At 72.3% G+C, this 24,617-nt stretch carries 24 protein-coding genes; 13 read left to right on the top strand and 11 right to left on the bottom strand.

Annotated elements, in window-relative coordinates:
* Positions 1-10: 10 nt before the first annotated feature.
* Positions 11-301 (bottom strand): WXG100 family type VII secretion target, encoded by a 291-nt coding sequence (locus tag GA707_RS17825; RefSeq protein WP_152179801.1) that lies wholly within the window; start codon positions 299-301, stop codon positions 11-13.
* A gap of 191 nt (positions 302-492) precedes the next feature.
* On the opposite strand from GA707_RS17825, the gene GA707_RS17820 reads away from it, so the two are divergent.
* Positions 493-1,269 carry a DUF4031 domain-containing protein gene (locus GA707_RS17820; protein WP_152179800.1) on the top strand — a complete coding sequence of 259 codons (777 nt, stop codon included), beginning with the start codon at positions 493-495 and terminating at the stop codon, positions 1,267-1,269.
* Positions 1,270-1,301: 32 nt separating this feature from the next.
* Here GA707_RS17820 and GA707_RS17815 read toward each other — a convergent pair whose 3' ends face one another.
* The 3 genes from GA707_RS17815 to GA707_RS17805 form a co-directional block, all read right to left on the bottom strand.
* A complete protein-coding gene (locus tag GA707_RS17815) occupies positions 1,302-3,236 on the bottom strand; it encodes a DUF2339 domain-containing protein (RefSeq protein WP_152179799.1) in 1,935 nt (644 codons plus the stop codon).
* A 79-nt stretch (positions 3,237-3,315) separates the two neighbouring features.
* The gene (locus GA707_RS17810) at positions 3,316-4,782 is read right to left on the bottom strand and encodes a cell wall metabolism sensor histidine kinase WalK (RefSeq protein WP_152179798.1); all 1,467 of its coding nucleotides are present in this window, start codon (positions 4,780-4,782) and stop codon (positions 3,316-3,318) included.
* The gene (locus tag GA707_RS17805) at positions 4,779-5,525 is read right to left on the bottom strand and encodes a response regulator transcription factor (protein WP_152179797.1); all 747 of its coding nucleotides are present in this window, start codon (positions 5,523-5,525) and stop codon (positions 4,779-4,781) included. Before GA707_RS17805 ends, GA707_RS17810 begins: the two co-directional genes overlap by 4 nt.
* 91 nt (positions 5,526-5,616) lie before the next feature.
* On the opposite strand from GA707_RS17805, the gene GA707_RS17800 reads away from it, so the two are divergent.
* The 3 genes from GA707_RS17800 to GA707_RS17790 all read left to right on the top strand — a co-directional run bounded on the left by GA707_RS17800 (position 5,617) and on the right by GA707_RS17790 (position 8,450).
* Entirely contained in the window at positions 5,617-7,014 is a 1,398-nt protein-coding gene (locus GA707_RS17800; protein ID WP_152179796.1) for an MBL fold metallo-hydrolase, read from the top strand.
* 44 nt (positions 7,015-7,058) lie between these two features.
* Positions 7,059-7,319 carry a metal-sensitive transcriptional regulator gene (locus GA707_RS17795; protein ID WP_152179861.1) on the top strand — a complete coding sequence of 87 codons (261 nt, stop codon included), beginning with the start codon at positions 7,059-7,061 and terminating at the stop codon, positions 7,317-7,319.
* A gap of 129 nt (positions 7,320-7,448) precedes the next feature.
* Positions 7,449-8,450, top strand: coding sequence for a hypothetical protein (locus GA707_RS17790; protein ID WP_152179795.1), 1,002 nt, complete (start codon positions 7,449-7,451; stop codon positions 8,448-8,450).
* Positions 8,451-8,543: 93 nt separating this feature from the next.
* On the opposite strand, the gene GA707_RS17785 is transcribed toward GA707_RS17790, so the two are convergent.
* Both GA707_RS17785 and GA707_RS17780 read right to left on the bottom strand, forming a co-directional pair.
* Positions 8,544-10,208 carry a DNA repair helicase XPB gene (locus GA707_RS17785; protein ID WP_152179794.1) on the bottom strand — a complete coding sequence of 555 codons (1,665 nt, stop codon included), beginning with the start codon at positions 10,206-10,208 and terminating at the stop codon, positions 8,544-8,546.
* Between the two features lie 6 nt (positions 10,209-10,214).
* On the bottom strand, positions 10,215-10,802 hold the full coding sequence (locus tag GA707_RS17780; RefSeq protein ID WP_152179793.1) for a hypothetical protein: 588 nt from the start codon (positions 10,800-10,802) through the stop codon (positions 10,215-10,217).
* 56 nt (positions 10,803-10,858) lie between these two features.
* Between GA707_RS17780 and GA707_RS17775 the strand changes: the two genes are divergently transcribed.
* Entirely contained in the window at positions 10,859-11,800 is a 942-nt protein-coding gene (locus tag GA707_RS17775) for a hydroxymethylglutaryl-CoA lyase (protein WP_152179792.1), read from the top strand.
* Positions 11,801-11,934: 134 nt separating this feature from the next.
* Here GA707_RS17775 and GA707_RS17770 read toward each other — a convergent pair whose 3' ends face one another.
* Both GA707_RS17770 and GA707_RS17765 read right to left on the bottom strand, forming a co-directional pair.
* Positions 11,935-14,151 carry a helicase-associated domain-containing protein gene (locus GA707_RS17770; protein ID WP_152179791.1) on the bottom strand — a complete coding sequence of 739 codons (2,217 nt, stop codon included), beginning with the start codon at positions 14,149-14,151 and terminating at the stop codon, positions 11,935-11,937.
* Between the two features lie 38 nt (positions 14,152-14,189).
* Positions 14,190-15,470: an MFS transporter gene (locus tag GA707_RS17765; protein WP_152179790.1), complete on the bottom strand. Its 1,281-nt coding sequence runs from the start codon at positions 15,468-15,470 to the stop codon at positions 14,190-14,192.
* 66 nt (positions 15,471-15,536) lie between these two features.
* Here GA707_RS17765 and GA707_RS17760 point away from each other — a divergent pair, with 66 nt between their 5' ends.
* The 3 genes from GA707_RS17760 to GA707_RS17750 all read left to right on the top strand — a co-directional run bounded on the left by GA707_RS17760 (position 15,537) and on the right by GA707_RS17750 (position 17,459).
* A complete protein-coding gene (locus tag GA707_RS17760) occupies positions 15,537-16,151 on the top strand; it encodes a helix-turn-helix domain-containing protein (RefSeq protein WP_193315403.1) in 615 nt (204 codons plus the stop codon).
* A 164-nt stretch (positions 16,152-16,315) separates the two neighbouring features.
* Positions 16,316-16,711: a cold-shock protein gene (locus GA707_RS17755; protein ID WP_152179788.1), complete on the top strand. Its 396-nt coding sequence runs from the start codon at positions 16,316-16,318 to the stop codon at positions 16,709-16,711.
* A 4-nt stretch (positions 16,712-16,715) separates the two neighbouring features.
* On the top strand, positions 16,716-17,459 hold the full coding sequence (locus tag GA707_RS17750) for a DUF3027 domain-containing protein (protein ID WP_152179787.1): 744 nt from the start codon (positions 16,716-16,718) through the stop codon (positions 17,457-17,459).
* Between the two features lie 68 nt (positions 17,460-17,527).
* On the opposite strand, the gene GA707_RS17745 is transcribed toward GA707_RS17750, so the two are convergent.
* On the bottom strand, positions 17,528-17,824 hold the full coding sequence (locus GA707_RS17745) for a DUF2530 domain-containing protein (RefSeq protein ID WP_152179786.1): 297 nt from the start codon (positions 17,822-17,824) through the stop codon (positions 17,528-17,530).
* A 159-nt stretch (positions 17,825-17,983) separates the two neighbouring features.
* Between GA707_RS17745 and GA707_RS17740 the strand changes: the two genes are divergently transcribed.
* The 4 genes from GA707_RS17740 to GA707_RS17725 all read left to right on the top strand — a co-directional run bounded on the left by GA707_RS17740 (position 17,984) and on the right by GA707_RS17725 (position 21,465).
* Positions 17,984-18,463: a MarR family winged helix-turn-helix transcriptional regulator gene (locus tag GA707_RS17740; protein ID WP_152179785.1), complete on the top strand. Its 480-nt coding sequence runs from the start codon at positions 17,984-17,986 to the stop codon at positions 18,461-18,463.
* Entirely contained in the window at positions 18,460-19,758 is a 1,299-nt protein-coding gene (locus GA707_RS17735) for an MFS transporter (RefSeq protein ID WP_152179784.1), read from the top strand. The genes GA707_RS17740 and GA707_RS17735 overlap by 4 nt, the downstream gene beginning before the upstream one ends.
* 79 nt (positions 19,759-19,837) lie before the next feature.
* Positions 19,838-20,497 (top strand): zinc-ribbon domain-containing protein, encoded by a 660-nt coding sequence (locus GA707_RS17730; RefSeq protein ID WP_152179783.1) that lies wholly within the window; start codon positions 19,838-19,840, stop codon positions 20,495-20,497.
* 20 nt (positions 20,498-20,517) lie between these two features.
* Positions 20,518-21,465 (top strand): hypothetical protein, encoded by a 948-nt coding sequence (locus GA707_RS17725; protein ID WP_152179782.1) that lies wholly within the window; start codon positions 20,518-20,520, stop codon positions 21,463-21,465.
* A gap of 27 nt (positions 21,466-21,492) precedes the next feature.
* Here GA707_RS17725 and serC read toward each other — a convergent pair whose 3' ends face one another.
* Positions 21,493-22,626 (bottom strand): phosphoserine transaminase, encoded by a 1,134-nt coding sequence (serC, locus tag GA707_RS17720; RefSeq protein ID WP_152179781.1) that lies wholly within the window; start codon positions 22,624-22,626, stop codon positions 21,493-21,495.
* A 60-nt stretch (positions 22,627-22,686) separates the two neighbouring features.
* The gene (locus tag GA707_RS17715; RefSeq protein WP_152179780.1) at positions 22,687-23,784 is read right to left on the bottom strand and encodes a citrate synthase 2; all 1,098 of its coding nucleotides are present in this window, start codon (positions 23,782-23,784) and stop codon (positions 22,687-22,689) included.
* Between the two features lie 126 nt (positions 23,785-23,910).
* Between GA707_RS17715 and GA707_RS17710 the strand changes: the two genes are divergently transcribed.
* Positions 23,911-24,600, top strand: coding sequence for a pyridoxal 5'-phosphate synthase (locus GA707_RS17710; RefSeq protein WP_226963926.1), 690 nt, complete (start codon positions 23,911-23,913; stop codon positions 24,598-24,600).
* The last annotated feature ends 17 nt before the right edge of the window (positions 24,601-24,617 follow it).

Below are 24,617 nucleotides of genomic sequence, written 5' to 3'. Positions count from 1 at the left end.
GTCGCCTCGGCTAGAGGAACATCCGCTCGTTGGCGGCCTCGGCCTCGGCGTAGTGCGTGCCGGCCTGCCCGAGCGCGGCACCGATCGAGTCGAGGGAGGTGCGCACCTGCTGCTGGGTGCCCTGCCACTCCTGGACCACGCCCTGGAACCTGCTCGCGGCCGTCCCGGTCCAGGCGTCCTGGAGGGCGGTCAGCCGAGCGAGCATCGTGGCGACGAGAGCCTCGATCTCGGCCGAGATCGAGGCGATGTCGCCGCTCGCCGCCTGGATGCGGTCGGTGTCGACCTGGAAGATCGCTGACATGGGTGACTCCTTCGGATCGGACGTGTCGACCATCTGTGTCGAACATCGAGGACCCGACGGTACGTCCATCCCGCGACGGCGGCCGGAAGTTTTCCACAGTGACGACATGGGTGCCGTCTGGGGGAGGGCACCTGCCGACCCCACTCGCCGCCTCGACAGGCCCGGCGCACGTGCACGTTAGGGTGGCGCGGGTGACGCTCTGGATCGACCCGCCCGTGTGGCCTGCGCACGACCGGCTATGGTCGCACCTCATCAGCGACACCTCGCTCGAGGAGCTGCACGAGTTCGCCGCAGGCCTCGGCATCCCCCGGCGCGGGTTCGAGGGTGACCACTACGACATCCCCGCCGAGCGCTATGCCGACGTCGTCGCCGCCGGAGCACGGGAGACCACGGGTCGGGACCTGCTCGCCCGACTGGCGGCCAGTGGGCTGCGCCTCCCGAAACGCAAGGGCGACAGGGGGATCGAGCGTGCGGCCGGCGTACGCTTCCCCGACGGCACCAGCGCCGACGTCGACCTCGTCGCCTCCGTTCGGGAGATGCCGCACGAGCGGGTGTTCGCGTCCATGGTCCTCGTCACCGACGCCGCCGGATCCCACCTCCTCACCTGGAGCGAGCGTCGCCGGGAGTGGTCCTCGTGCGGCGGTTGGCGCGAGGCCGGCGAGACCCCCGTGGAGACCGCAGTCCGCGAGACGGCGGAGGAGTCGGGGCTCGTCCTCGACCCGGCGTCGGTGCGCCCGCGCGGTTATGAGCGGTTCCGCCGCCTGCCCGGCGGCGGTCCGGGGCTGTGGGTGCAGGGACGGGATGTGTTGCAGGTGTACTCGACCACCGTGCCTGAGGTGGCGCCGCCACTGCGCGCCGAGTCACCGGACGACCCTGTGCCGGAGTGGGTCGACGATACCGAGCTGCTCCGACGCTGCGGTGCCGCCTTCTGGTGGCCGCTCGCCGCATACGTCCTCGACCTGACGTAGCCACTTTCGCGTGTTGCACCGAGTGGCGAGACTCACGGCCGTCCCGTGGGCGCGACGGTGGGGTGGCTCTCGGGCTGCGGTGGCGGCGGCTCGGAGTCGTCGTCCTCGGCCGAGCGGGAGTAGGCAACCCCGACGAGCAGCACGATCAGGCCCGTGACGACGAAGGCGACCACCCGGAACAGACCCGACAGGGCGGCGAGGTCGAACAGGAACAGCTTGGCGATCGCCACGGCGATCAGGCCGAGGCCGAGACGCACCATGAGGTCGCGGTGCCGGCTGCGGCCGGCCACGACCGTGATGAGGGCGGCGCCCAGAGCCGTCCAGGCCGCGGTCGCAACCGCGTGGCCGCCGTAGAAGCCGACCCGGGACTCGCCCGCGAGCGAGCCGAGCCATGTGCCGGCGGCGACGATGGTCGCCGATCCGGTGATGAACGCCCACGCGGCGGCGATCAGGGTGAGCGTGGCATCGCGACGGCCGAGGATCGCCGTGGCGGTGTACAGCCCCACCGCCGCGAGGGCGGTCAGGAGCAGGCCGTGGACGATCACCAGCGGGTCTTCGAGCGTAGCCAGCCCGGGGAATGCGGTCGCCGCGAGGACGCCGGTGAAGGTCAGACCCGAGACCGCGGCGAGGACGGCTCCGGCCGCCGCCAGCGGCCAGGTCCGCCGCCACGCTGCGACGACCCAGTAGCCGGCGGCCACGACCGACAGGGCGATCCCTGCGCGGGTCTCGTCCGAGACACCGGTGGCGGCCTGGAGGATGAGCACGGTCCCGACTGCCATCGGCGCGGTCCACAGCGACCGTGACACGCCGGACCGGGCGGCGATCGCCGAGACGAGGGCGGAGCCGGCGAGCAGGACGCCCGCGAGAGCCAAGGCCACCGCGAGTCGGCCGTCCTCGAGCAGGGCCACTGCGAGGAGCACCGGGAGACCTGACGCCGCCGCCGCTGCGGTGGGTAGGTGCTCCAGCCGCCTGGACCGCTCGACCCAGCCGGCCGCCACCATGCCGAGGCACGCGGCCATCGCGACGGTGAGCGTCGGCAGGGTGTCATCGGCCTGAGTGCCGACGCCGGCGAGCAGGATGGCGACCGAAGGACCCGTCCGGGCCAGATAGAGCCAGCCCCACTCCCTGCCCAGGTGCGCGAAAGCGGACCCCACGAGGAGCAGCGCGACGAACGAGATGGTCGCAACCGAGTCGATACCGCTGACGAACGGAGCCAGCAGAACCGGCGGCGCGGCGGCGAGGATCGCGAGCAGCTCGCTGTCCCAGGCCCGGGCCAGCACGAAGGCGCCCGCGGCGAACAGGGCGGCGAGGACGAGGCCGAGCCAGTCGGGGACGAAGCCGTAGACGGCCGTGGCGGCGAGCAGAGTCAGGTACCCGGCAGCGAGTCCGGTCGCCGCGAGCGCCCCTGCACCCGGCGACGCGGGAGAGCGTCGACGGACGATGGCGCCACCGGCGAGCAGTCCGACCGCGAGGAGGGCGCCCGAGACCACCCGCGGCACCGGCCCGAAGACGCCGGCCGCGATCGCGATGGCGAGCAGCAACGCGATGCCGATGAGGGTGACGACGGCCCCGATGACACCGAGGACCCTCGCCACCGCGCCCGGCCGCTCCCACCAGTGGGGTTGCGGCGCTCGGGGGGCGGGTATGGCGGCCGGCGTCGGTCCCGGCGCTCCGGTATCCCCCGGCCCCCCGGACGGATGCGGTATGCGCGGGCCCGGTCCCGCGACCGGCGGCACCTGGGTGGGTGGCCCGGTCGACGGGACGCCGGATGGGACCTGCGGCCGCCCCGCTGCGGCGGCCGAGCTCCCTTGACCGGCTGCCGCGCTCAACGACGACCGGATCTGGGCGAGGCCGTTGCCCACCGCATACAACTCGGTCATGGCATTCGCGAAACGGGACTCGAGGTCGCGGATCTGTGTGAGCGGGTCCGGCTGCGGACGTGGCGGCGGGACAGGCGTGGTCGTCATACTTCATGGTCCCGCGCAGGGTGCCGCTGTGTCCTGAGTCCTGCTACTCAGCAGGGCGAACGGATGACCTCGGTCGCGTTCAGTCCTCGTCCGGATCGTCCGTGTCATCCGGGGGCGTGGTCGCCCGGGGGATCTGGACGACGAACGTCGCCCCGCCCCCTGAGGTCTCGGTGACACCGACCCGGCCACCCTGATGGCCGACGAGCGCGGAGACGATGGCCAGGCCCAGACCGTTGCCTCCACCGCCGGAGCGGCCTCGGGACGGGTCGGAGCGGTAGAAGCGCTGGAACACCTTGCCCGCCTCGGCGCGCGGGATTCCGGGACCGTGGTCCCGCACCTCGAGCACAGCCATGTCGTCCACGTTCCCCACCGCCACCTCGATGGGTGTGCCGGCCGGGGTGTGCCGGACCGCGTTGCCGATGAGGTTGACCAGCACCTGGCGCAGCGCCGCCTCGTCACCGAGTGCGTGCACCGGACCGAGGGGCCCGTCCAGACCGTGCAGCGTGATGCGACGCTCCGGCTCGCGGACATGCGTGTCCGCGACCGCGTCACCGGCCAGAACCGTGAGATCGAGCGGCCGCACGGTGAGGTCGGGGGTCTCGTCGAGCCGGGCCAGGGTGAGCAGGTCCTCGACGAGGCCGCTCATCCGCGCCGCCTCGGACTCGATGCGTCCCATCGCCGTGTCGAGCGCGTCCGGGGCGGTGATGGCTCCCTGGCGGTAGAGCTCGGCATAGCCGCGCACCGTCGCGAGCGGGGTGCGCAGCTCGTGCGAGGCGTCCGCGACGAACTGCCGCATCCGCTCCTCGCTCTGCTCCCGGGCGGCGAAGGAGGTCTCGATCTGGGCGAGCATGGCGTTGAGGGACCGGGACAGTGACGCGACCTCGTCGTCGGCTGCGTGCGTCGGGATCCGTCGGGTCAGGTCGCCGCCGGCGATCGCCTCAGCCGTGTCCTCGATCTCCCGCAGGGGCCGGAAGGCACGGCGAACGGCGAAGGACCCGGTCGCAGCGGCGGTGAGGATGGCGGCCATGCCGAACAGGCCGGCCATGACGACCATCCGGCGCACCGTCTCGTTGACGCTCGTCAACGGGATGGCGAGGGCGAACGTCGTGCGGCCGTCGGAGAGCCGGCCGGCCAGGACCCGCCACTGCACGTCGCCCGGTCCGCTGCGAACCGTGAAGGGTTCACCGTCGACCCGGTCGTCGTCGATCGCGATGGGGGCGACATCGGGGTGGGCGCGCGCGACCGTCGAGTCGATCGTGAGCACGGGGCGACCCTCGGCGTTCATGATGACCAGTGAGTACGTGGTGGGGATCCGGGTGGAGCCGGTGGCCATCATGTCCTGCAGCGCCTGGGCGACCACGGGTCGGGTCGCCGCGCGCAGCTCGGCGTCGACGCGCTCGATGAGGTCGCGCTTCAGCAGCACCGCGGTGCCGGCGGTTGTGAGTGAGACCGTCAGCAGGAGCAGGGTGAGCAGGATCGCGACGAGGCGGACCTGCAGGGGAATCGTCTGCAGGCCGAGCGAGATCCGCTGACGAGCGGACGTCACGACGGAGGCAGTCGCAGCACGTAGCCGACGCCGCGCTTGGTGTGGATGAGCGGCTGGAGCCCGGGCAGGTCGATCTTGCGGCGCAGGTAGGAGATGTAGGACTCGACGATGCCGGCCTCGCCGCGGAAGTCGTAGTCCCAGACGTGGTCGAGGATCTGGGCCTTGGACAGCACGCGGTTGGGATTGAGCAGCAGGTATCGCAACAGCTTGAACTCGGTGGGGGAGACGTCGATGACCCGTCCCGCTCGACGCACCTCGTGGGAGTCCTCGTCGAGGGTGAGGTCGGCGAAGTGCAGGGCGCTGCTCTCGTCCTCGACCGGCCGGGTCCGGCGCAGCACGGCGCGGATCCGGGCGACCACCTCCTCGAGACTGAACGGCTTGGTGACGTAGTCGTCGCCGCCGACCGTCAGGCCCTTGACCTTGTCGTCGACCGAGTCGCGTGCCGTGACGAAGACGATGGGGAGCGGGCGACCGGACTCGCGCAGTCGTCGGGTGACCGTGAAGCCGTCCATGTCGGGCAGCATGACGTCGAGCACACAGAGGTCGGGATGGCTCCGTTCGGCGGCGGCGATCGCCTCGGCGCCGGTCGCGGCGACGGTCACCTCGAAGCCGGCGAACCGCAGGCTCGTCGCGAGCAGCTCGCGGATGTTCGGCTCGTCCTCGACGACGAGCAGGCTGGCCTCGGGCTCGGTCTGGGCGGACCTCGAGGAGGTGGACGCGGACGCGGTCGGGCGTGGCTGCATACCCCCAGTGTGGTGGCTGATCCTGAGAACCGGCTGAATGCGGGCTGAGGAGTCTAGATACCCCTAGGGGTATCTGTGTATAGTGGTGGACATGACCGGACAGACCTGGAGTGGACAGCACTGGCGCGTCGTCGCCATCGACACCGAGAGCCTCGGCAACCGCAGCTACGTCGTCATCACCCGTGACGGCGCGGTCGCCATCGACCCACCGCGCGACATCGACCGTGTCGAGGCGGTTCTCTCGGAGCACGGCGTGGACCTCGACCTCGTCGTGGAGACACACCGGCACGCCGACTACGTCAGCGGCGGGCTCGTGCTCTCTCGCGAGCACGGGGTCCGCTACCTCGTACCCGCCGGTGACCCGGAGCCGCGGTTCCGTTTCCTCGCCGCCGTCCCGGGGGACCTCGTCGGCGGGGCCGGGCTGCAGCTGCGCCCGATCCACACGCCGGGCCACACCCCGCACCACATGTCGTATGCGCTGGCCGCCGAGGGCAGGGACGTCGCCGTCTTCACGGGCGGGTCGATGCTCTACGGCGCCGTCGGACGGACCGACCTGGTCAGCCCCGATCTCACCGTGCCCCTGGCGCACGACCAGTACCACTCGGTCCGTGGTCTCGGACTCGACCTTGCTCCCGATGTCGAGGTGATGCCGACGCACGGCTTCGGTTCCTTCTGCTCGGCGACGCCGACCACCGGGGACGCCCAGACCTCGACGATCGCCCAGGAGCGCGAGGTCAACCCGGCCCTGGTCCAGGACGAGGAGACCTTCGTCGCGACCATGCTCGCCGGCTACGACACCTTCCCGTCCTACTACGCACGGACCCCGGAGGCGAACGCGGCCGGCCCGGAGCCGGTAGACCTCACCGCCACCCCGCGACTGACCGCCGACCAGGTGCGTCAGGCACTCAAGACCGACGGGACCTGGGTCGTCGACGTGCGCGACCGCGAGGACTTCATCACCGCCCACCTCGCCGGCTCGATGTCGTTCCCGCTCGGGCAGGGGCTCGGCGTGTACTTCCCCTGGGTGGCGCCTGGCGACGCGAGGGTCGTCCTGCTCGCACCGAGCGACGACGCGGTGGTCGAGGCACGTCGCGACCTGTCGCGGGTCGGCTACGACGAGGTCGAGGGTGCGTTCGTCGGCTCAGTGGGTGAGCTCGGCGCGGTCGGGGAGATCACCTCGTTCACCCCGCACACCTTCGCCGACCTCGCCGACCGGATCGAGCACCACGACGATGTCGACGTCGTCGACCTGCGCCGGATCGGCGAGTGGAGCGAGGACCACCTCGCGGTCGCGACGCACGTGCCACTCCAGACCCTCGACGTGGCCGCCGAGTCGGTCCCCAAGGGTGCCTGGGTGCACTGCGCCAGCGGGATGCGCTCGGTCATCGGCGCGAGCATCCTCCAGGCCCGCGGTGTCGACGTCGAGCTGATCCAGGACGACTACGCCGCTGCGGGTGACGCGGGCCTGCAGCGGGTCATGGGACACTGAGGGGAGCTCGCATCATGTCTGCCATCACCTCAGAGGACCTCACGATGAACGTCGACCCCGACACCCTTGCCGCTGCCCTCAACCGGCTCCGCCGAGCCCAGGGCCAGCTGGCGGGCGTGATCCGGATGATCGAGGAGGGCCGGGAGTGCGCAGACGTCGTCACCCAGCTCGCCGCGGTCTCCAAGGCTCTTGACCGGGCCGGCTTCGCGATCATCGCGACGAGCCTGCAGGAGTGCATCGTCCACGGCGAGAGCGCCGAGCTCGACAAGGAGAAGCTGGAGAAGCTCTTCCTCTCACTCGCATGACCGCACTCCCCACTCGCGACGGACGGTTCGGCGGTGGCTATCCACGTGGATAGCCACCGCTGAACCGTCCGTCGCGCAGAGCTGTGGATGACGGCGGACCGTCCGCGCCGTTCACCGCGACGATGGGGCATGCCGCGCCGCCCGATCACACGTCCGACTCCACCGTCGACCGCGGCTCGCGGCTACGCCTTCCGCACGACGGAGGCCATCGAGGCCGGACACACCGACTGGAGCACCCGCTCGGCGCGAATGCTCATGCCGACCAGAGGCGTTCGCGTCCTCGCCCCGCCGTTGGGCACCGCCGAACGTGCCGCGGCGTTCGCGCTGGCGTTGCCGGACGATGCGGCGTTCTCCCACACCACCGCGGCTCGCCTCTGGGGACTTCCGCTCCCCCGCGCGCTGGAGGGTGAGCAGGACCTCCACGTCATACGGCGCACCGCCCGACCCGCGATCGAACGGGCAGGCTGTGTGTCTCACCGAGGGGCCGAACGCCGGGACATCACCCGACTCGGTGGGCTCCGCGTGACGTCAGTCGCCGACACGTGGTGTGACCTCATCGAGGGTTTTCCCCGCCGAGTGCACCTCGCCGACGCCGTCATGCTCGGCGATGCCGTGGTCGAGCGGCTCCACCCGACGCAGTGGCTGGAGGAGCTTCTTCCACAGGCGGACCCGAGCTCTGAACAGTGGTGGTCGGATCCAGCGGTCGTCGGCATCAGACCGCTCCGCGACCGACTCATCGCTCGGCGGACGTTTCGCGGCAGGCGCCTGGCCCGCGAGGCACTGGGACTCGTCCGCCCCCGAGTGTGGTCGCCCATGGAGACCCACTCACGTCTCGTGGCCGTTCATGCAGGACTACCCGAGCCGGAGCTCAACGTCCGCATCTCACATCGGGACGGTGGCGGCTTCATCGGGTTCGGCGACCTGGTCTGGCGACGACGTACCTACCGGCGTAGGGTGGTGGGCGAATACAACGGCGCCACCCACGAACGCCTCCCCTCACGCGACTCCGATCACACGCGCAGGCTCCTGCTGGAGGACGACGACTGGAAGCTGCTCGAGATCTACTCGCGGCACATCTTCACCCCTGGGGGGCGGTTCGAGCTCGTCTCGCGGCTCCGGTCCTGGCTCTGACCGCACTCCCTCCTCGCGACGGACGGTTCAGCGGTGGCTATCCACGTGGATTGCCACCGCTGAACCGTCCGTCGCGAGGAGGAACGGGGACAGTCAGGCGTCGCGGAGCACGTCGTCGGCGTCGACGATCCGGTATGCGTAGCCCTGCTCGGCGAGGAAGCGCTGCCGGTGCGCGGCGAAGTCCGCGTCGACGGTGTCCCGCGCGACGACCGTGTAGAAGTGCGCCGTCCGCCCGTCGCCCTTGGGTCGGAGTACCCGGCCGAGTCGCTGCGCCTCCTCCTGCCGCGATCCGAAGGTGCCCGAGACCTGGACGGCGACCGACGCCTCCGGCAGGTCGATCGAGAAGTTCGCGACCTTCGACACGACGAGCCGGTCGATCTCGCCGGTGCGGAAGGCCGCGAAGAGCCGCTGACGCTGCGCCACCGGTGTCTCGCCGGTGATGAGCTCGGCGCCGAGCGCTTCGGCCAGCTCGCCGAGCTGGTCGAGGTACTGCCCGATCACGAGTGTGGGCTCACCCCGGTGCCGCTCGACGAGCGCCTCCACGACGGGGAGCTTCGACGGCGTGCAGCTCGCCAGCCGGTAGCGGTCGTCGGGCTCGGCCAGCGCATACGCCATCCGCTCGGCGTCGGGGAGCGTGACACGCACCTCGACGCAGTCGGCGGGCGCGATGTACCCCTGCGACTCGATGTCCTTCCAGGGCGCGTCGAAGCGCTTCGGGCCGATGAGCGAGAACACGTCGCCCTCGCGGCCGTCCTCACGCACGAGCGTGGCGGTCAGGCCGAGCCGGCGGCGGGCCTGCAGGTCGGCGGTCATCCGGAAGATCGGGGCGGGGAGCAGGTGCACCTCGTCGTAGACGATCAGGCCCCAGTCGCGCGCGTCGAGGAGGTCGAGGTGGGTGTAGACGCCCTTCCGCTTGGTCGTCAGCACCTGGTACGTCGCGATCGTGACCGGCCGGATCTCCTTGCGCTGTCCGGAGTACTCGCCGATCTCGTCCTCGGTGAGCGAGGTCCGGGCGAGCAGCTCGTCGCGCCACTGCCGAGCGGAGACGGTGTTCGTCACGAGGATGAGCGTCGTCGCCTGGGCGCGGGCCATCGCGGCCGCCCCGACGAGGGTCTTGCCCGCCCCGCACGGCAAGACGACGACGCCGGACCCGCCGTGCCAGAAACCCTCGACCGCGTGCTCCTGGTAGGGCCGCAGGGACCAGTCGTCTGTGTCGAGCGCGATCGCGTGCGCCTCGCCGTCGACATACCCGGCCAGGTCCTCGGCCGGCCACCCCACCGCGAGGAGCTGCTGCTTGAGATGCCCCCGCTCGCTGGGATGGACCGCGACGGTCAGGTCGTCGATCCGCGCACCGAGAAGCGGCTTGATCTTCGTATGCCGGATCACCTCCTCGAGGACCGCCCGGTCCGCGGCCCGCAGGACGAGCGGGTGCTCCGTCGTGGCGGTCGTGTCACCGCCGGCCTCGATGGTCAACCGGCCGTAGCGGGCCATCGTCTCGGCCACGTCGACGAGGAGCGACTGCGGCACCGCGTAGCGGCTGAAGCGCAGAAGCGTGTCGACGACGCCCTCGGCGTCGTGCCCGGCCGCCCTCGCGTTCCAGAGCCCCAGCGGGGTCAGCCGGTAGGTGTGGACGTGCTCCGGCGCGCGCTCGAGCTCGGCGAACGGCGCGATGGCGCGCCGCGCCTCGTCGGCGCGCGGATGGTCGACCTCGAGGAGGAGGGTCTTGTCGCTCTGGACGATGAGAGGGCCGTCGGGCACAGGACCTCAGAAGTCGGTCGTCGAGGAGGAGGTCACGACGGAGAACCCGATGAAGGCGACGAACGCGAGCGCTGCGAGTGCGAACATCACGCCGAACGTGATCCAGCCGTACTTGGCCAGCTGGGCGGACCGCTGGGGCTCGGAGGTCTGCTTCGTCAGGGCGACGATGCCGAGGATCAACGCCGGGAGCGGCAGACAGCATGCGAGCGTGCCGATCGCGCTGATGATCGTCAGGACGAGCGCCGAGGTGTTCGACTGCGGCGGACCGCTCTGGTAGTACGCGGGCGGAGGCGTGCCGTAGGGGGCGTTCGCCGCCCCATAAGGGTTGGCGGCGTCGGGGGTGCCGTACGGTCCCGAGGCGCTGGCGTCGCCGGGAGCGCCGTACGCGCCCGGCGTGCCGAACGGGGTGGGCGGACCGTAGGGCTGGGCTCCGGTGGGGGCGCCGTAGGGGGTAGCCGCCGCGGGCGGCGGCGGCGGGACCGGTTCGGCATCCTGTGGTGAGTACTGCTGCGGGTAGGGCGCCGTCGGGTCGGAGTACGAAGGCTCCGGACGGCCCTCGTCCGGGGTGTCGTTCTCGCGGGGGGAGTCGCTCATCGGTCTGCCTCGTCACTCGTGCTGAAGTCGGGTCGAGAGTAACCGACAATGGTGGGATGACGATGCGGCTGCCGATGACCGTCCCTCGTTCGGACCTCCCCGGGCGGGTCACGATCTACGAGGTCGGGCCTCGGGACGGCCTGCAGAACGAGCAGACGGTCGTCCCCGCCGCCGTCAAGAGCGAGTTCATCGAGCGCCTCGCGGCTGCCGGGCTGACCTGGATCGAGACGACGTCCTTCGTCCACCCGACATGGGTCCCACAGCTCGCGGACGCGGCCGAGGTCCTGGCGAGCCTCGGGGAGAGCGGGCGCGCGCATACCCGGCCTGTGCTCGTCCCCAACGAACGCGGGCTGGACCGGGCGCTCGAGTCCGGCGTGAGGTCCGTCGCGATCTTCGGCAGCGCGACCGAGACCTTCGCCCAGCGCAACCTCGGCCGCAGTGTCGAGGAGTCGCTCGACATGTTCGCGCCCGTGGTGCGACGGGCGAAGGAGGCGGGCCTGTGGGTGCGCGCCTACGTCTCGATGTGCTTCGGCGACCCGTGGGAGGGCGAGGTTCCGATCAGCCAGGTCGTTGACGTCTCGCGGCGCCTGATGGACCTCGGCGCCGACGCGCTCTCGATCGGCGACACCATCGGCGTGGGGACCGCCGGCCACGTGGCGGCGTTGCTCGAGGGGCTCGGCGACGCGGGCATCGCGCGGGAGGTGATCGGGGTGCACTTCCACGACACCTACGGCCAGGCGCTCGCGAACACGCTCGAGGCGCTGCGGCACGGTGTGACCGTCGTGGACGCGAGCACCGGTGGCCTCGGCGGCTGCCCGTATGCCAAGAGCGCGACCGGCAACCTCGCGACCGAGGACCTCGTCTGGGCGCTGCACGGGCTCGGCGTCGAGACCGGAGTAGACCTCGAGTCGCTCGTCGAGACCAGCACGTGGATGGCGGCCCGGCTCGGCCGGCCCTCGCCCTCCCGGGTCGTGCGGGCGCTCTCCGGCACCGACTGAGGCGCGGCGACGCGCTCAGGCCGGCAGGTCACTTTCTCTCCGCAGGAAGGAACAGTGCACTTCGGGCAACAACCGTTCTTGCTCGAAGCCCCAGGTTCTTGCCTGCGGAGAGAATGTGCACCTCGCCAGGACGCTCAGGCGGGGGCTGCACCGGTGATCCGGTGGATCGACAGCACGCGCCGCAGCCCCTTCACGGTGCCCGTGACCCGGCCGCCTTCGGTGGTCTCGGGGTGGAACAGCACGCGCTCGATCTGACCCGAGCTGCCAGCGTAGCCGATCCACACCGGCACCTGGTCCGCCGCCGCCTCGCGCAGGATGGCCAGCGCGGTCGTCGGGTCGGTGTGGGGGAGCGCGGCACGGCCGTCGACCGGACGGCTCGCGGCCACGGCCTCGCCTTCGCGGAGCCGGCGGACGATCTCTTCGGTCACCTCCGGCGTCAGAGGGGTATGCGCGACGGCCGGGGCCGGTCGGCTCACCGTCCGTCGCTCGCGGCGCTGCACGCGCACCGTCTCCCCGGAGGCCGTCTCGGCGACCCCGCCGACCCCGGCGTCGCGGAGCACCTCGTGCACCACGGCCGGCTCGACGGGGGACACGAGCACCGTCGGCGCGATCCGGCTCAGTCGCAGCAGGGCGAGATCGGGGCGCGCGAGCAGTTCGGCGAGCCGGGCCGGGTCGTCGGTGCGCAGATAGGTCCCGGCAGCACCGATCCGCACCTGCCCGTGACGGCGGGCCTCATCGCGGACGAGGTAGTCGAGCGCCTGCGGCACCGGGGTGAGGCTGCCCGTCGTCAGCGCGTCGATGAGCTCGTCCGCCGTCCAACCGCGGTCGAGCGCGCGCGTGATGCTCGCAGGGGAGAACCGGTGCACCGTCGCGCCGCCCCGCGACTCGACGTCGGCGCTCAGCCGGAGAATCTCGGCGAGCGGGCCGGTCAGCGGTCCCGGCGCGACCGCGGTGAGGTCCCCCTGGAGGATGACGTGCTCGACCGGCGTCGGCAGGTGCGGATGGATGGCGTCGCCGAGGTCGCCCACCGACGAGGCCTCAGCGAGGACCCGCCCGGCGTCGGAGAGTGCGCCGAGCCCGGTCACGCCGAGCCGGCCGGCCTCGTCCAGGACGACCCCGACGAGGTCGCCGATGTCGCGAGGGAGCCGCCTCGGCCGGGCGAAGCGGAGCAGGGCGACGACGTCGTCGGCGGCCGGCGCGTGGTCGCCGCCCAGGCCGGTGCGTCGGACGATCTCCTGACGCAGCGCCCGCACGGGCGGCCACGTGAGGTCCGGACCGAGAGTGCCGGCGCCGGATCGCGGGAGGCGGTGGAGCGTTCGGGTGGAGGTCCACCACGCCCAGGCGAGCCGCGCCCACTGCTGCGCGGGAGGCTCCTGGCGCCAGTCGTCGTAGTCCGCGGTCGGCACGAAGTGGGGCTCGAGCTCTCCGTCGTCGGCGACGAGCTGGGCCGAGGCGAGCAGCTCGACGAGGAACGCCGCGTGCGCCGCCCCGACGTCGATCCCCCGGGCCAGGGATCGCAGGTCGCGCACGCCGAGGCCGCCGCCCTTGAGGACAGGCGCCGGGTCGGCGGCGAGCACCGCGAGGAGCTCGTCGGCGTGGGCGAGGAGCTCCGCCGCGGCGCCACCCGCCACCGCGTTGACGTGGTCGCGTCCAGGGGCCGGCGTCGACTCGAGCGAGGGCGGCACGAGGTCGGTCGCCGGATGCGAGCGCCCGCCGCGGAGCGTCAGTCCGAGCTCGCGCGGCACGATCAGCGCGCCCGACTCGGTCTCGCCGAGGGCGCCGCGGCCGCGGAGCCACCGAACGGCGTCGGCGCTCCGGGTACGCGCCCCGGCGGGCGGGGCCTCGACCACGGGTGGCCCCCAGGTCAGCACTCCGAGGACGGCGTGGACCTCGGGCGGGGCGTCGGCGAGGACGTCGGGCGGCAGGACGGTGGCTCCGAGGTCGGCCGCCGACGGACCGAGCCCGGCCGGGTGCGGACCGAGGGTGTCGAGGACGGCGGAAACCGGACGCAGCCCCTGCTCGTCGCGCCAGAGCAGCGCCCGATGCCACAGGTCGGTGAGCGACTCCTCGAGCTCCCTCGTCCCGATGGTGTCCCCGAGCAGGGTGATCAGCGCCGCCGCCGTCACCGGTGGCCGCACGAGGACGGCCGCCTCGAGGACCGAGAGCAGTCGCCGGTCGAGAGCGTCGACCGCCCGGCCGGTGCTCGCGAGCGTGGCGGCCCGCGCGGCGACCCCGCTCACGTCCGCGGGGGCGGGCCGGGCCAGGTCGGGTCGCAGGCCGAGGAGGCGGGCGAGGTCGGAGTCCGAGCGCGCGCGGAGGTCGTCCGCGTACGACCGGGGCGACTCTCGCATACGCCAAAGGTATGCGGTGCTCACCCGGGCGCGGGCACTCACCCGGTCGCGCTCGCCGGGGCCGTCGCGGACGCGCGTGGGCCGAGGGTGCGCAGCTCGGCGGCATCCACCGTCGCCTGGTCCACCTGGGTGGCGAGCCAGAGCGCGACGAGGACCGCACCGACGGACATGCCGACGAAGAGCGCCGGGAGACCCCACTGCGCGGCGATCAGGCCGCCGAGGGGCGCGCCGAGGGCCATCGTCCCGAAGGACACCGTCCGGGACGCGCCGCCGATCCGGCCGAGGAGGCCCGCGGGGACGACGCGCTGACGGATGCTCATCCAGATGACGTTGCCGACCATGTTCGTGAAGCCGACCACGACGAAGGCGGCGGCGATGGCGGGCCAGGTCGGGGCCAGCACGGGGACGAGGAGCAGGAGGGCGTTGACAAGCCATGACCCGAGGGCCACGCGGACCTCGCCGAGCCGGCCCAGCCACCGGGTCGGGAGCACCGATGCGACGAGTGCGCCGGCGGTCACCGGGATGAGGAGGAGGGGGAACTGCCAGGGCTCGAGCCCGACCTGCGACTGCGGTCCGACGACCCAGAGGACGAAGACGGCGAAGTACGCGGTGTTGACCAGGTTGGTCAGGCCGGCGCCGATCGTCAGGGGACGCACGACCGGGTGGGCCAGGAGGGCTCGCAGTCCGTACGCGATATCCGCGGTCACCCGTACCGGAGTGGCCGCGTGTGGGGCGGAGGTGCCTTCGGGTGCGGCGCGGAAGCCCTCGGGTCGGCGCAGCCGGGCGAGGAGGAGGACGACCACCACGAGCAGGCCCGCCGAGGCGCCGAACACCCAGGCCGAGCCGAGGGCGACGAGCACCCCGCCGAGCGGGGCTCCGACGAACTCCTGCATGAGCCGCTCCGTGCCCATGATCCGGCCGTTGGCCGTCGGGAGGTCGTCGCGCTCGACGAGCTGCGGGACGAGCGCGCCGGCGGCCAGGTCCGAGAACACCTCGGTCACGGCATACAGCAGGACGAGGACGACGAGGACCTCGATCGTCACGGCGTCGACCGCGGCCAGACCCAGGGCGGCCAGCAGGAGGGCCAGACGGCCGGCGAGCGCCCGGCGCCGGATCAGGGCCCGGTCGCCGCGGTCCACCACGACGCCGACGAGGAGGGCCGTGAGGAGCCATGGCGTCCAGAAGGCCGCGGTCACGAGGGAGATGAGCAGGGGGTCGCGGGTCAGTGTGATCGCGATGAGTGGCAGCGCCCCGGCGAGCAGTCCGTCGGCGAGGTTGCTCCCGGCCACGCCGGCGAGGTGGATGCGGAACAGGCGCACGGGAGTCTCCTAGACTAGATGCAGAAGAACATATGCAAAGAACTATTTGCAAAGGTATCTCTGCACATGACGATACGCAAGCCCCCGGCGGACCGAGCCCGTGAGATCGACGCCGCGACCCTCAAGGCGTTCGCCCACCCGCTGCGGATCCGGATGTACGACTACCTCAAGGACCACGGCGCCGCGACCGCGTCCACCCTCGCCGAGGCGATGGGGGAGAGCAGCGGTCAGACGAGCTACCACCTGCGCCAGCTCGCCAAGCACGGGCTCATTGCCGAGGACGCGTCCCGGGGCACGGCGCGGGAGCGGTGGTGGGAGGCGCAGGGCTTCTCGTTCGGACTGGAGGCCGTCGACGAGGACCCCGCTGCACTCACCGCCGTCGACCTCGTCATGCGTCAGGGGGTGGAGGAGCGTCGCCGACGGCAGCTCGAGTGGATCGACCGCCAGCGGGACGAGGAGCGCCGCTGGCAGGAGGTCGTCTCGTTCAACGAGGCGACCGTGGCGATGACACCGGAGGAGCTCCACGAGGTGTGCGAGGCGCTGGGCGAGCTGGTGAGCGAGCACGTGCGGCGGGCCAAGGCGTCACGCTGCGAGGAGGACGGCCGGCCGGCGAACGGCCACGCGGATCGACGGACGGTCAAGATCTACACCCAGCTCTTCCCCCTCCCGCCCGAGGGCTGAGCGACCGGCCACGCCATCGGCCGGGGTGGGCCGATCGGACAAACCGGGCGACCGCATACGCCCCCTCGCCGTAGACTGGGTCGGCGGCGCGGGGTCGCAGCGTCTTTCGCGGTGCCCGACCGTCTCGTTCCCACCCTTCCCACAGACTCCGCAGAGGTCCCCACGTGCCCACCGGCAAGGTCAAGTTCTTCAACCCGGACAAGGGGTTCGGCTTCGTCGCGAGCGACGAGGGCGGCGACATCTTCGTGCCCGCGAGCGCCTTGCCCGAGGGCGTGAGCACCCTCAAGGGAGGCCAGCGCATCGAGTTCTCCGTGGCCGAGGGGCGCCGTGGTGCCCAGGCGCTCGCCGTCCGCCTCATCGACCCGGCCCCGAGTGTCGCCGCCGGCCGCAAGGCGCGCGATCGCAAGCCGGCCGACGAGATGGTCGTCATCGTCGAGGACGTCATGCAGCTCCTCGACAACGTCTCGACGTCGCTGCGCCGCGGGCACTACCCCGACAAGGCGATGGGCAACAAGGTCGCCCAGGTGCTCCGGGTCATCGCGAGCGAGCTCGAGAGCTGACCCGGTGACCCCCACCAGACTCCGCAGCGATGCCGTGCTGCTCGCGGCCGCCGACCTCGCCCGCGAGGCGCTGCTGGAGGTCGCCGAGCCGGGGACGGTCGGCGAGCATGTCGGCATGGTCGGCGTGGCCGAGCGGCTCGCGACCCACTACTTCGTCTGCACGGCTGCCGGATACCCCGGCTGGTCCTGGGCGGTCACGGTGGCGCGGGTGCCTCGCGGCAAGGTCGCCACGGTATGCGAGACGAACCTCGTCCCCGGACCCGACGCTCTGCTCTCGCCCGCCTGGGTGCCCTACGCCGAGCGGCTCGCGCCCGGCGACCTCGGTCCCGGTGACGTCCTCCCCAGGGTCGAGGACGACCCCAACCTGATGTTCGGCTTTGAGGCCACCGGCGCAGAGGACGAGGACGCGGTCGCGCTGTTCGAGCTCGGCCTCGGCCGGCGCCGGGTGCTCTCGCCGAAGGGGCGCTCGTCGGCAGCCGCGCGCTGGGCTGCCGGAGAGGGCGGGCCACGCAGCGAGATCGCGCTGCGTTCGTCCGCGAAGTGCCGCAGCTGTGGCTACTTCCTCCCGATGTCCGGCGCGCTGCGGTCCATGTTCGGCGTGTGCGCGAACGAGTGGTCCCCCAGCGACGGCACGGTGGTCACACTCGACCACGGCTGCGGCGCCCACTCCGAGACCGACGCCCCGCAGCCGCGTCCGGAGCCGATGGGCACCCCGATCGTCGACGACAGCCGACTCGACATCGTCTAGCGCCGCGGCCCGCGTCGACAGGCGCGGCTCGCCGCAACGGCAGCGGCTCGACGACCGCGCTGGCCGGCCTACTCGACGCCGGCGGCGTTACCGCGCCCGCGGCGCACGTAGACCCAGCCGATCGCGCCGAGAACCAGGCCGGACACACACGTCCAGGGCCACCACGACCGGTCGCCGGTGCGCAGTTCGGGCACGGCGAGGATCACGACGAGGGCGATCGCCCAGGCGACCATCCCGACCGCGATGACGGTGACGGTCCGCACCGGCATGGGCGGGTACTCGAACCCCTCGCCGGCGCCCTGCGCGGGAGTCGCCGACGGCGTCTCCGGGCGGTCCCCGGAGGACGGGCCGGAGTCCTCGCGCATACGCATACTCTAGGGGGCCGCCGAGGGGTGCCCGATCGCGGACCCGCGGCCCCGCAGGTCATCGCCTCGCGCCGGAAACCCATCAGACCCGCCGCCGTCCGGTCATCCGGGCTGGAATAGTTGCATCAGGTAATTAGTTAATGCAAGCATATGAGTGACATGTCAACACCTTCGTCTCCCGTGACCACCGCATACCCGTCGGCGCCGCTCGGCAGCCCCGAGAACCCCGGCCCGTTCCACCTCGCGACGGACCTGCGGCTGGCCTGCCTGCGGATCGCCCGCCGCAACCGCTTCGAGAGCGTCGTCGAGGTCGCACCCCACCAGATGGCCGTGCTCAGCCGCGTCGCGTGCGGCCCGGCGTCCGCCGGTGACCTCGCGGAGTGGGAGCGGGTGAGCGCACCGACCATGTCACGAACCATCGGCGGTCTCGTGGAGGCGGGCTGGATCGAGCGTTCCGCAGATCCCACCGACGGGCGCCGGGTCATCGTCACGATCACCGACGAGGGCCGCGAGCGGCTCGCCGAGACGCGTCGCGCCCGGGACGAGTGGATGGCCGCACGCCTCGAGACCCTCTCCGAGGCGGATCTCGAGGCCCTTCAGGCGGCCCTCCCGGTGCTCGAGAGGATCGCGACCTCGTGAGCCCGACCTTCCGCGCACTCGAGGTGCGCAACTACCGGCTGTATGCGAGCGGCGCCTTCATCTCGAACATCGGCACCTGGATGGGTGCGGTCGCCCAGAACTGGCTCGTCCTCACCGAGCTCACGGACTACTCGTCCCAGGCTCTCGGCCTCGTCGTCGGCCTGCAGTTCACGCCGTTCCTGCTCCTCGCCCCGTTCACCGGCATGATCGCCGACCGCTTCCCGAAGCGCCGCATCCTGCTGGCGACCCAGGGCTTCATGGCCACGCTCATGCTCGTCACCTCGCTACTCGTGTTCACCGACACGATGCAGCTGTGGATGATGTTCGTCCTCGCCGGCCTGCTCGGCGCGACGATGGCCATCGACAACCCGGCCCGGCAGACGATCGTCTCGGAGATGGTGCCCAAGGACACTCTCGCCAACGCCGTCGCGCTCAACAGCGCCTCGTTCAACGCCGGGCGGCTGATCGGCCCCGGTGTGGCCGGCCTGACGATCGCCCAGTGGGGGACCGCGACGGCGTTCCTCATCAACTCGGTCTCGTTCCTCGCGACGATCACCGCACTCAGTCTGCTCCGGCCCGGCGAGATGCGGCCGACCCCGCTCAGCCGGGGCCGAGGCGCCATCCGCGACGGGTTCGCCTACGTCAAGGGACGCCGGGACATCCAGCTCGTCATGCTCCTCGTCTTCGTGTTCGGCACGTTCGGGATGAACTTCCAGATCACGACGGCCCTGATGGCGACCACCGTGTTCGACAAGGGCCCGACCGAGTTCGGCATCCTCGGCTCCGTCATCGCCATCGGCTCGCTGACCGGCGCGCTGATGTCGGCCCGGCGTGGCACCGCACGGCTGCGCACGCTGCTCCTCGCCCTGGTCGGCTTCACCGCAGCCGGGACCGCCGCGGCGCTCGCGCCGTCGTACCTCACCTTCGCCGTCACCCTCGTCGCGGTCGGCTACACCTCCCTGACCGCCCTGACCACGGCCAACGCGATGGTCCAGACCCGGGTCGACCCGCTCGTCCGCGGCCGGGTGATGGCGCTGTACATGGCGATCTTCATGGGCGGCACACCCGCCGGTGCGCCCGTCATCGGCTGGATCGGCGACACCTTCGGGGCCCGGTGGACCATCGCGATCGGACCGATCGCCGTGGCCGCGACCCTCATGGTCGTGGCGGCATACCTCGCACGCAGCGAGAATGTCAGGGTGAGCTTCGAGACCAGGCGTCGCCCGCGGCTGCTCATCTCCAGCGAGCCGATCCGCCCGCAGGTCAGCGAGCCCGTCCCGCAGGCTGCCCGATGAACGCCAGGACCCGTCGGAACCTGACCCTCGGCGTCCTCGCAGTTGTCCTCGCCATCGCACTCGTGGCAGCGTTGGTCTGATGGTGTGCTCGAACTGCGGTCACCCGGTCGCCCCGGAGGACCAGTACTGCGGTGGCTGCGGCGCGTACCTCACCGACGCCCCGGCCGAGGAGACCACGCCGGTGCGTGACGACACGTGGGAGGTTCCGTATGCGACGGGCCCGCCCCCGCCCGAGCCACGCCAGGGACCATCGGCCGGCATGATCGCCGCCGCCATCGCGGCGGTCGCGCTTGTCGCGCTGCTGCTCGTCTGGCTCTTCGGGGGGGACGACGAGACGACGGCCGGCGACCAGACCACGACCGCGCCGGCGACGAGCGAGCCGGCGACCGGCGGCGAGACGACCGACGAGGCCACGCCGAGCACGACCCCGAGCACCCCCACGGAGTCGCCGACCGAGGCACCCGAGCCGGCCGAGATCGAGCTGCCCGGGTCCGCGCAGACGTGCGGCTCGGTCGGCGGTTTCACCGTCTACAGCGGCAACGACGCGACCTCCTGCCCCTTCGCGGAGAACGTGGGCAGCGCATACGCGGACCTCGGCGAGACCACGGAGGAGGCGACGCTCAGCGACGTCTCCTCACCCGTCACCGGTGAGACGTACGACATGACGTGCGACTTCACCACGCCGGTCCGGTGCGAGGGCGGCAACAACGCAGTCGTCTACCTCGTCCCCGTAGGCTGAGCGAGCGCGGTGCCCGCCGCATGAGCGAGTCCCGCCGCGAGGCCCTCCTCGCGGGGTTGGGGACGGCCGCTCTCGTCGTCCTCGTGGCGGCACTCGGGTGGCTCGGCCTGCGGTCCGGCGACCTCGCGGCCGGCCCGGTTCCGTCCGCCACGCCCACGGCGAGCATCGCCTCGCCGGGGCCGACCACGCCTCGGCCGACGCCGACCGTCACGGCCTCGGCGACACCTACCCTGGTCGAGCCCGACGCCGCGCTGACCGAGGCCTTCGACGAGGAGGTCGCCCGCCTCGGCGGGTCGTATGCGCTGGCATGGCTCGACGCCGAAGGTCTCCACCTGCTCGGGTCGGCACCCGGGTCCACCGCCTGGTCGACGATCAAGGTCCCGCTCTCCGTCGCAGCGCTCGAGGCCGACCCCGGCGCGGCGACCTGGACCGATGTCGAGGCGGCTCTGACGCGCAGCGACAACGCGGCCGCGGACGCGCTCTGGGCCGGACTCGGCGACCCCGAGGCGGCGGCGGCAGCGGTCGACGCCGTCCTCACCGCATACGACTCACCCGCGACCCGGACCGAGAGCGAGCGGGTCAGCCCGCCCTTCTCGCCGTACGGCCAGACGGTCTGGTCGGTGACCGACGCGGCGCGCTTCGCCGGAGCCCTCGCCTGTGCCCCGGCGGCCACGACGGCCGGCGAGGTGCGGCAGGTGATGTCCGACGTGGTCGCGGACCAGCGCTGGGGGATCGGCGAGCTCGACTCGGCCCATCTCAAGGGCGGCTGGGGGCCCGAAGGGGGCGGCGCATACGTGCTGCGTCAGCTCGGGGACGGGCAGGTCGGGACCGAGCGGTTCGCGCTGGCGCTGTCGGCGCGCGCCGAGGACGGGGTGTATGCGTCGGCCGCGGGCGACGTCACCGGTCTCGTGCGGTGGTGGGCCGAGACCGTGGCGCCCGAACGCGAGGGTCTGACCTGCCAGGAGTGACCCTCGCGGGGCCTGTCCCGCAGCGGCTCAACCCTGCGTCTGCTCGACGACGTACTCGACCGAGCGGAGCAGGCGGCTGACGTCGTCGGGCTCGATCGCCGGGAAGGTCGCGATGCGGAGCTGGTTGCGGCCGAGCTTTCGGTAGGGCTCGACGTCGACGATGCCGTTGGCCCGCAGCGTCGCCGCGACGGCCGCCGCGTCGACCGAGTCGGCGAAGTCGACTGTCGCGACGACCTGACTGCGGTGAGCGGGGTCGGCGACGAAGGGCGTCGTGTAGTCGGTCGCCTCGGCCCAGTCGTAGATCCGCCCCGAGGAGTCGGCCGTGCGCTCGACCGCCCAGGTCAGCCCGCCGTTGCCGTTCAGCCAGGCGAGCTGGGCGGCGAACATGGCGAGCGTGGCGACGGCCGGGGTGTTGTAGGTCTGGTTCTTGACCGAGTTCTCGATCGCCGTGGGGAGACTGAAGAAGTCGGGCACCCAGCGGCCTGACGCCGTGATCTCCTCGACCCGGGCGAGGGCGGCGGGGGAGAACAGCCCCACCCACAGCCCCCCGTCGGAGGCGAAGCACTTCTGCGGCGCGAAGTAGTAGACGTCGGCCTGGGTGACGTCGACGGGCAGGCCGCCGGCGCCCGAGGTGGCGTCGATGAGGACGAGCGCATCCTCGTCGGCCCCCTCGACCCGCCGCACCGGCGCCATGACCCCGGTCGAGGTCTCGTTGTGCGCCCACGCGTAGACGTCGATGCCCGCCTCGCCGACCGGCGTCGCGAGGCTCCCCGGGTCGGCCGTGATGATCGACGAATCGCCGAGGAACGGCGCGGCCGAGGTCACGTTGCCGAACTTGGCGGAGAACTCGCCGAAGGCGCAGTGCTGCGCGCGGTCGCGGACCAGGCCGAACGCGGCGATGTCCCAGAAGGCGGTCGACCCGCCGTTGCCGAGAACGACCTCGTAGTCGTCGGGCAGCGAGAACAGGTCGCGCAGCCCGCGTCGCACCGCCCCGACGAGGTTCTTCACCGGCGCCTGGCGGTGCGAGGTGCCGAGGACCGTGGTGCCGATCGAGGCCAGCTGCTCGACCTGCTCGGGACGGACCTTGCTCGGTCCGCAGCCGAAGCGGCCGTCGGCCGGGAGGAGGTCGGCGGGGATGGTCGGGGCGGGGGCGTCAGTCACGACGTCCAGTGTGGCAAGTGGTTCCGACGGGGCCGGCCCCGGGTCCAGCCAGCGGACCGCTCAGGCGTGCCAGCCGGTGATCGCCTCGATGCTGCGCGGACCCTCACCGACGTAGCGCGCCGACGGCCGGATCAGCCTGCCGGTGCGCTTCTGCTCGAGGATGTGGGCCGCCCAGCCCGCGGTGCGGGCGCAGGTGAACATCGGCGTGAACATGGCGGCCGGCACCTCGGCGAAGTCGAGCAGGACCGCGGCCCAGAACTCGACGTTGGTCGCGAGGACGCGGTCGGGTCGGCGCGCGTGCAGCTCGGCGAGCGCCGCCTGCTCGAGCGCGGCGGCGACCTCGTAGCGCGGCGCGCCGAGTCGCTCGCACGTCGCACGCAGCACCCGCGCCCGCGGGTCCTCGGCCCGGTAGACCCGGTGACCGAAGCCCATCAGCCGCTCACCGCGGTCGAGAACCCCCGTGACGTATGCGGTGGCGTCGCCGGTCTGTTCGACGCCCTCGATCATGTGCAGGACCCGCGACGGCGCCCCGCCGTGCAGCGGGCCGCTCATGGCGCCGACGGCTCCGGAGAGGCATGCGGCGACGTCGGCGCCCGTCGAGGCGATGACGCGGGCGGTGAAGGTCGAGGCGTTCATGCCGTGCTCGGCCGCCGAGACCCAGTAGGCGTCGACGGCCTCGACGTGTCGGGGGTCCGGCTCGCCGCGCCAGCGGATCATGAAGCGCTCGGTGATCGTGTGGCCCTCGTCGACGCGGGTCTGCGGCACCATCGGCAGCTGCTGTCCGCGCGCGGACTGCGCGATGAAGGACAACGCCATGACGGACGCGCGCGCGAGGTTGTCGCGGACCTCGCCGGGCTCGATGTCGAGCACGGGCTTGAAACCCCACAGCGGCGCGAGCATCGCCAGGGCGGCCTGGACGTCGACGCGGACGTCGCCGGTGTGGATCGGCAGCGGGAACGGCTCGGCGGGCGGCAGGCCGGGGTCCATGGCGTTGTCGACGAGCAGACCCCAGACCCGGCCGAAGCCGACCCGACCGACGAGGTCCTCGATGTCGACGCCGCGGTAGCGCAGCGCCCCGCCCTCGCGGTCCGGCTCGGCGATGGTGGTCTCGAAGGCGATGACGCCCTCGAGACCGTGCTTGACGTCGCTGTCAGCCATAGAGTCTCCGTTCGGTCGTCGCGCGTGGGCGGCGCGGCTCGGGTGCCCATTGTGCACGCAGGGGGAGCCGAACGTGCGCGGGGAGGACCGCATACCGGACTCATGCGCGCGCAATAGGCTCGTAGCGTGAGCGACCTGAGCGGGTACCCCCGGACGGACTACGACAGTGAGGGCATCGACGAGGGCACCGTCGCCGGCACGCCCTGGCAACAGACCCGGGCGTGGGTCTCCGAGGCGGTCGCCGCCGCGGAGGTGACCCCGGGGTTCGCCGAGCCGACCGCGGTGAGCGTCGCGACGGTGGACGCCGACGGGATGCCGAACGTGCGCGTGGTCCTCGCCCGGTTCCTCGACGACCGCGGACCGGGGTTCGTCTCCTCGCTGCACTCGGCCAAGGCCCGCGAGCTCGCGACGAACGGGCGGATCGCGCTGGCGTACACGTGGCCGGGGCTGTTCCGGGCGATCAGGTTCCGCGGGGTGGCCGAGCCGATCGGGGCCGACGAGCTGCGCGCGTACTGGCGGACCCGGCCCTACGGCTCGCAGATCGCGGCCTGCGCCTCGCTGCAGTCGCATCCGATCGAGAACCGTGACGCCCTCGAGGCGGCCTTCGCCGAGTGGGAAGCCCGCTACCCCGACACCGGCGCGGAGGACGCCGTTCCGATGCCGGCCGACTTCTGCGGGTGGCGCGTCCGGGCGCACGAGGTCGAGTTCTGGGCCGGCCGCCGCAGCCGCCTCCATGACCGCATCGTGTTCACCCGAATCGGCGACGGGACCCTGGACGACCCGGCGTCGTGGGCGGTCACCCGCCGCCAGCCCTGACGGGCGCCGGCCAGGGA

The sequence above is a fragment of the Nostocoides sp. F2B08 genome (genome assembly GCF_009184895.1).
Taxonomy (GTDB): Bacteria; Actinomycetota; Actinomycetes; order Actinomycetales; family Dermatophilaceae; genus F2B08.
Note: the sequence above shows the minus strand (reverse complement) of the source record. Positions and strands in the feature narration are given on the sequence as shown.